The sequence below is a fragment of the Actinophytocola sp. genome (assembly GCF_009379765.1).
In the GTDB taxonomy this organism is placed as follows: Bacteria; Actinomycetota; Actinomycetes; order Mycobacteriales; family Pseudonocardiaceae; genus Actinophytocola.
Genome location: NZ_WHTD01000277.1, coordinates 1 through 6223, shown reverse-complemented (window position 1 = coordinate 6223; position 6223 = coordinate 1). Strand labels below are relative to the sequence as shown.

The 6223-nt window shown below is 69.3% G+C and carries 8 protein-coding genes; 2 read left to right on the top strand and 6 right to left on the bottom strand.

Annotation, left to right across the window (positions count from 1 at the left end; genetic code table 11):
- Window positions 1-370: DNA alkylation repair protein (locus GEV28_RS41840; RefSeq protein WP_291419873.1), on the top strand; the 370-nt coding region annotated here is incomplete at its 5' end.
- A gap of 191 nt (window positions 371-561) precedes the next feature.
- Window positions 562-963, top strand: coding sequence for a hypothetical protein (locus GEV28_RS41835; RefSeq protein WP_291419871.1), 402 nt, complete (start codon window positions 562-564; stop codon window positions 961-963).
- A gap of 144 nt (window positions 964-1107) precedes the next feature.
- Here GEV28_RS41835 and GEV28_RS41830 read toward each other — a convergent pair whose 3' ends face one another.
- The 6 genes from GEV28_RS41830 to GEV28_RS41805 form a co-directional block, all read right to left on the bottom strand.
- Window positions 1108-2304 carry a cytochrome P450 gene (locus GEV28_RS41830; protein WP_291419870.1) on the bottom strand — a complete coding sequence of 399 codons (1197 nt, stop codon included), beginning with the start codon at window positions 2302-2304 and terminating at the stop codon, window positions 1108-1110.
- Window positions 2304-3110 (bottom strand): ABC transporter permease, encoded by an 807-nt coding sequence (locus GEV28_RS41825; protein WP_291419868.1) that lies wholly within the window; start codon window positions 3108-3110, stop codon window positions 2304-2306. Before GEV28_RS41825 ends, GEV28_RS41830 begins: the two co-directional genes overlap by 1 nt.
- Complete coding sequence (locus GEV28_RS41820; protein WP_291419866.1) at window positions 3107-4057, bottom strand: ATP-binding cassette domain-containing protein; 951 nt, start codon at window positions 4055-4057, stop codon at window positions 3107-3109. Before GEV28_RS41820 ends, GEV28_RS41825 begins: the two co-directional genes overlap by 4 nt.
- A gap of 17 nt (window positions 4058-4074) precedes the next feature.
- On the bottom strand, window positions 4075-4920 hold the full coding sequence (locus GEV28_RS41815; protein WP_291419864.1) for a DUF4097 family beta strand repeat-containing protein: 846 nt from the start codon (window positions 4918-4920) through the stop codon (window positions 4075-4077).
- A 52-nt stretch (window positions 4921-4972) separates the two neighbouring features.
- The gene (locus GEV28_RS41810; RefSeq protein ID WP_291419862.1) at window positions 4973-5533 is read right to left on the bottom strand and encodes a hypothetical protein; all 561 of its coding nucleotides are present in this window, start codon (window positions 5531-5533) and stop codon (window positions 4973-4975) included.
- A 468-nt stretch (window positions 5534-6001) separates the two neighbouring features.
- Window positions 6002-6223 (bottom strand): hypothetical protein (locus GEV28_RS41805; RefSeq protein ID WP_291419860.1); only part of this gene is annotated, 222 nt, incomplete at its 5' end.

Below are 6223 nucleotides of genomic sequence, written 5' to 3'. Positions count from 1 at the left end.
CGTGGTGAAGAAGAACCCGCACTCCGAAGAGCGGCGCCTGGCCTGGTCCGCCGATCCGGATCCAGTGGTCGCGAGTGCCGGCTGGGCGCTGACCACCGAACGGGTGGCGAAGCAGCCGGAGGGCCTCGACCCCGCGGGACTGCTCGACGTCATCGAGGCGGAGATGAGAGACGCCCCGGATCGGCTGCAGTGGGCGATGAACCACTGCCTGGCCCAGATCGGGATCGAGCACGCCGAGCACCGCGCCCGCGCCATCGACATCGGTGAGCGCCTGGAGGTGCTCAAGGACTACCCGACGCCCCCGAACTGCACGTCTCCGTTCGCGCCCACCTGGATCACCGAGATGGTGCGCCGCCAGCACGATAAGTAAGAGCCCAGGCACCGAGCTGACACCGATGCCCTTGTCTACTGGACTCGGTGGGAGCGAAGAAGATCCGTCCCGAACTCGCGTAGCTCGGAACGCAACGCGGCCGGCAGGACGGTTTCCAGGCGGCGGCACGTTCTGCGACGGGCCTTCGGGGTCGCCTCGTCAGCCCAGTGGGGGTTGTTCACCGCAGGCGCGTGCCTGAGCTCACCGCAGGTTGGGCAGCCGGCCGCTCTCAAGGTTGCCAGGAGCCCAAGGCCTGTAGCGGCGCCTTGAGGTCGTGGTCGGCAGACCGTAACCTCCGGGGTATCGGACCCACGACGCACGACAGCCAAGGCATACTGGAACTACCTGCGAAGGAACGTTCCGGCAAGTCGAGCTGGCTCGGACCAGTCGCGTTAGGTCTCGGGCTCCTGAGCTGGCTGCTCCCAGTCGGCGGCGAGGTCGTCGCCATCGTGGCGGTCGGCTGTGGCACCGCCTCGATCGTCACTCGGCGTGAGTTCCGGATCGACTGGACCGCGGTTGCCGGGATCTGCGTCGCAGCCGCACAATTGTTCTTTGCGCTCATTCTCTTCGCCATGCGCGTCAGCGGGCTGTGACTGCGCCCTCGCTATTCGTGCTGGTGGAGCACCTTGTCGGCGCCGGCCCGTCCACGCCCGCGGACTACGCATCGGCACAACACGTGGAGCCGGCCGTTGTCGAGGACATCGCCGAGTGGCTGTCCAGGGTGACGGGGTCCTGTCTCAGGATGTCCGGTCCCAGGTGACGGGCAGCTCGTGCACGCCGTAGATGTTCGAGTCGGTGCGCAGTGGCACGTCCACCGGGTCGACGGCGAGGCGGAGCGTGGGGAACTTCTCGAGCAGCGCGGGGAACGCGACCCGCATCTCCACCCTGGCGAGTTGCTGGCCGAGGCACTGGTGGATGCCGTAGCCCAGCGCGACGTGCCCCGCTGCGTGGCGGGACAGGTCGAGGGTGTCCGGGTCCGGGTAGCGCGTCGGGTCACGGTTGGCCGCCTGCATCGAGACGGTGACCGTCTCGCCCGCGCGCACCAGTTCGCCACCGAGCTCGACGTCGGTCCGTGCGACACGGGCGCCGGTGTGCGCGATCGTCAGGTACCGCAGCAGTTCCTCCACGGTTTGGTCCGCAGTGGACTGTCCGGCGCGTAGTGCGGCGAGCTGGCCCGGGTTGGTCAGCAGCGCGAACGTGCCGAGTGCCAGCATGTTCGAGGAGGTGTCCAGGCCGGCGCCGAGCAGGAAGCTGCCGAGCCCGGCCAGTTCGACGTCGCTGAGGTCGCTGGTCGTGAGGTCGCTCAGTAGGTCGTCGGTCGGGGCCTTCCGCTTGGCGAGCACCAGGTCGTGCAGGTATTCGTACAGCGTGGTCATCGCCGCGCCCTGCTCTTTCGGCGCGACACTGGTCGAGGTCAGGGTCCGCGCCTGCTGCTGGAAGAACTCGTGGTCGGCGTAGGGCACGCCGAGAAGCTCGCAGATCATCAATGCCGGCACCGGCTGCGCGAACGCCGGCACCAGATCCGCGGGCGGGCCTTGCTGTGCCATGGTTTCCAGCAGCTCCGCGCAGATCTCCTTGACTCGCTCGGTGAGCAGGCCCATCCGGCGGACCGTGAACTTGCCCGCGAGCAGCTGCCGGTACCGGGTGTGCTCCGGCGCGTCGATCCCGGTCATGTCGCCCGGCATAGCGGGTGGCAGCTCGGCAGGCCCGCCGGGGAACGGGAGGTGCATCAGCTCGTAGCGCGAGCTGAACCGGGAGTCGGCGAGCACCGCGCGGACCAGCTCGTGGCTGGTCGCGAGCCAGCCGACGTGTCCGTCCGGGTAGACCATCCTGGTCAGCGGGCGCCGCTCCCGTAGCTCGGCCAGCTCGCCCGGCGGGTCGAACGGGCAGCCCGCCTGCCGTGTCGTCGGCAGCGTCGGGATCGGTGCGCTCATCAGTCCCGCTCCTTGGCGAACAGCGACTTCGACCACACGTAGCCGACCGCCGTGATCAGTACGCACCAGCCGACCGCGAACAGCCAGCCGTTCCCGATCCCGGTGCCGAGCAGCAGCCCCCGCATGGTCTCGATGATCGGGGTGAACGGCTGGTATTCGGCGAACCAGCCCAGCCACGCCGGCATGGAGTCGGCGGGCACGAAACCGCTGCCGAGGAAGGGAAGCAGGGTGAAGAGCATGGGTGTGTTGCTCGCCGTCTCCACGCTCTTCGCCTTCATCCCGAGCGCGACCGCGAACCAGGTGAGCGCGACGGTGACGAGCAGCAGCACGCCGATGAGGGCCAGCCACTCACCGGGACCGGCGGTCGGGGAGAACCCGATGAGCAGCGCCACGCCGAGCACCACGGCGAGCGCGAAGACCGTCTGGAGGACCGTACCGATGACGTGTCCGGTCAGTACCGACGACCGGCTGATCGCCATGGTGCGGAAGCGGTTGATGATGCCCTCGGTCATGTCCGTCGCGACCGATATGGAGGTGCCGAGGATGGCGCTGGTGATGGTGATCAGCAGGATGGCGGGCGTGACGTAGCCGACGTACTCCGCGCGGCCACCCACCCCGCCGGGCCCCACCCCGCCGGGCCCCAGCCCGTCGCCGAGGGTGCCGCCGAAGACGTAGACGAACAGGAGCAGGAGCAGGATCGGCTGCCCGAGCAGCATGATCGTCAGCGACGGGTAGCGCTGCATGTGCCGCAGGTTGCGGCGCAGCATGGTCGTCGAGTCTCGCATCGCGTAGGACAGGGTGGTCATTTCGCCAGCTCCTTGGTGGCTTCGGTCCGGTGCCCGGTGAGGCTGAGGAACACGTCGTCGAGGTCGGGGGTGTGCACGGTGAGGCTGTCGACCGCGACGGCGTCGGCGTCCAGCCGGTCCAGCACGGCACGCAGCGCGGTGATGCTGCCGTCGGTCGGCACCCGCAGCGTGAGGTTCTCCTCGTCCTCCGTGGACACCCGGAGCGTGCTGCTCGCGCGGTGCAGCGCCACGGGGTCGGGGAACCGCAGCTGCAGGTGCCCGCCGGGCACCTGGCGCTTCAGCTCGTCGGGCGTGCCCTGCGCGACGAGCCGGCCGCCGTCGAGCACGGCGATCCGGTCGGCGAGTTGGTCGGCCTCGTCGAGGTGCTGCGTGGTCAGGAAGATCGTCACGCCGTTCGCGACGAGATCACGGATGGTGTCCCACATGGTGCGGCGGCTGCGCGGGTCGAGCCCTGTGGTCGGCTCGTCGAGGAAGATGACCTTCGGGTCGCCGACCAGGGTCATCGCCAGGTCGAGCTTGCGGCGCATGCCTCCCGAGTAGGTGGCCGGCGTCTTCTTCGCGACATCGGTGAGGTCGAACCGGTCGAGCAGCGCGGCGGCCCGCCCGCGTCCCTCGCGGCGCGGCAGGTGGTGCAGGTCCGCCATGAGGAGGAGGTTCTCCTCGCCGGTGAGGAGGTTGTCGACCGCGGAGAACTGGCCGGTGAGGCCGATGGCGGCGCGGACGCCGTCCGGTTCGGTGGCCAGGTCGTGCCCGGCGACGGTCGCGGTGCCCGCGTCCGCACTGATCAAAGTGGACAGGATGTTGACGGCGGTGGTCTTGCCCGCACCGTTGGGGCCGAGCAACGAGAAGATGGTTCCGGGCGCGACGTGCAGGTCGATGCCGTTCAGCACCACGTTGTCGCCGTAGGACTTGCGCAGTCCGGTCGCGGAGATGGCCGGGTGACTCATGTGATCTCCCCTTGGTGTCAGGAACGGTGGACGGCGATGTCGCCGAAGGAGGTGTTGGCCCGTGCCTCCACCGTGTCGGTCGCGGCGTCGGGCGCGGCGGCAGCGTCCATGTCGTTGTGGACGCGACCGAAACGGGTCTTCACGTCCAGCCAGGCCGCGCTGCCCTCGCGGATGCCGATCTCGATGTCGCCCATGGCGGTCTCGAGGGTGAGCGCGCCGCGGACGGCGTCGAGCACGCGGACCGAGCCGTTGGCGGTCTTGGCGTCGACCCCGTCGTCCGCGTGCTCGACAGTGATGTCGCCATTGGCCGCGCGGACCCGCACCGCACCGCCGGCCGAGCCGATCGTGGTGGCGCCGTTGGAGTTCTTGACCACGGTGGTGCCGGTGACCGCACCGACGTGCACCCGCCCGGAGCTGGTACTGACCTCGGCTTTGCCCGCGATGTGTTCGACGACGACGTTGCCGGTCGCGGTGTGCAGGTGCGACTCGTCGGTCTGGTCGAGCTGGATGTGCCCGGTGCCGGACTTGTAGCGGGTCTTGCCAAGCCGACCGGTGCCGTGGAGGTGACCGAGGGCGGTGCTGCCCAGCACCTGTGAACCTTCGGGTAGCTCGACGGTCACGTCGATCGACCTCGTCTTGGTGGAGAAGTCGAGCGGCCGCAACTTCGGTGCTCTGACCGTCAGCGTCCCGGCCGAGAACTCGACGACCGTCTGGTCCGCGGCCTTGACGTCGGAGGCGTCGGAGGCGTTGCTCGGTTGGACGTCGACGACGGTGTCGGTGCGGTCGCTCGCGATGATGCGGACGTTGCCGACGACGGGCTCGAGGTTCGCCAGGATGGGCTCTGGCGTGTCGTAAGAAGGCATGGGTGTCCCCTCGGAGGTGATGTGTTCGGTGTCTGTGCTGGTCGTGGGCGGGTCAGCTGACCCAGCCGGTGTAGCGCTGCGCGGAACTGCGCCCGCCGCCCCCCGACTTGGGTGGGCCAGGTTGGACCGCCGGTGGGAGCGTCGGTTTGAGCGCCGCGGCCGCTGCACGCACCAGCCAGGCGTTGACCGATCGACGCTCCGCGGCGGCGGCCTCCTCGACGCGTGTCTTGATGTTCTCCGGCAGCCGGAGGTTGATGCGGACCATCGCGCCGTCGGCGTCCGACGTCGCGAGCTCCTCGGGCTCCGCTGCCGGCGCGACATAGTCCGTGTAGTCCGTGTAGTCGGTGTCGGGTGTGGCCGGTGCTTCGACGGCAGGCGGTGTGACCGCGAAGGCCGCGTCACCCGCACGCAGGCGGACTTCGACCGACCCGGGCGCGAGGTCCCGCGTGATCTCGTCGGCCGCGGCCGCCAGCGCGTCCAACAACGTGAGTCGGATGGCCGATGCCAGTGGCGCGGTCAGGCGTTCCGCGAGCGCGCGGGTCTCCTCATCGCCCGCCTCGGCGGCGACAGCAAGCTCCCGGCGAACGTTGTCCACATACGGCGTCAAATCCATGATGCCATCATGGCGTAAGTTTGGTGCCATTTCAAGTCGTGGTGGCACCACGTGGCGCCAAGTCGAGCCGCTCGCTGCCGCCACGACGCGCTGACCTCGGGAAATGGGCGGACTGGCATGTGACTCGACGTGGCACAAACCTGCTTCTCGTGGAGCTGAGTGGCCTGGGTGCGGATGTGCACTGTGGATCGTGTGCCATCTTGGTGCCAGTTCGGCTCAGTCCACTGTCCGTCTGCGGTCGAGGCCCTGCGCGCTCGCCGGCATGATCGCCGACTCGGGCACGCCTGGGCCAGCACTGGCACCGGCAGGCCGTGCTCGTAGGCAGGAGAACCGTGGCCTGCCGCGCCGGTGCCGTACCGGTCATAGCCCGCAGCTCCAATGCCAGGGCCGCGGCACAACCTCGTCTAGTTCGCTGACCGGACGAGGTCGTCGCGGTGCTCGGTCAACACCCGCAACCCGGCGATCGCCTCATCGATCTCGACCGTGTTCAGCGCGGCGACGGAGCGGCCGGCGCTGCCCACTGAAGCGCCAGGGGAAGTGGTGCAAGTGCGGCAGCCGGTTGACCGCGTTGTGCACGTGCGCCTCGGCCCACATGCGGATCGGGTACGGCCGGGTGGTGACCCGCAGGTGCAGCCAGCGGCCGGCGAGCTCGGCGTACTGGCCGGCGATCGCGGCGATCAGGTCCTGGCG

Coding starts and splice junctions, on each gene's coding strand:
- GEV28_RS41830 (WP_291419870.1), bottom strand. CDS start 2,304: ATGAGCGCACCGATCCCGACGCTGCCGACGACACGGCAGGCGGGCTGC.
- GEV28_RS41825 (WP_291419868.1), bottom strand. CDS start 3,110: ATGACCACCCTGTCCTACGCGATGCGAGACTCGACGACCATGCTGCGC.
- GEV28_RS41820 (WP_291419866.1), bottom strand. CDS start 4,057: ATGAGTCACCCGGCCATCTCCGCGACCGGACTGCGCAAGTCCTACGGC.
- GEV28_RS41815 (WP_291419864.1), bottom strand. CDS start 4,920: ATGCCTTCTTACGACACGCCAGAGCCCATCCTGGCGAACCTCGAGCCC.
- GEV28_RS41810 (WP_291419862.1), bottom strand. CDS start 5,533: ATGGATTTGACGCCGTATGTGGACAACGTTCGCCGGGAGCTTGCTGTC.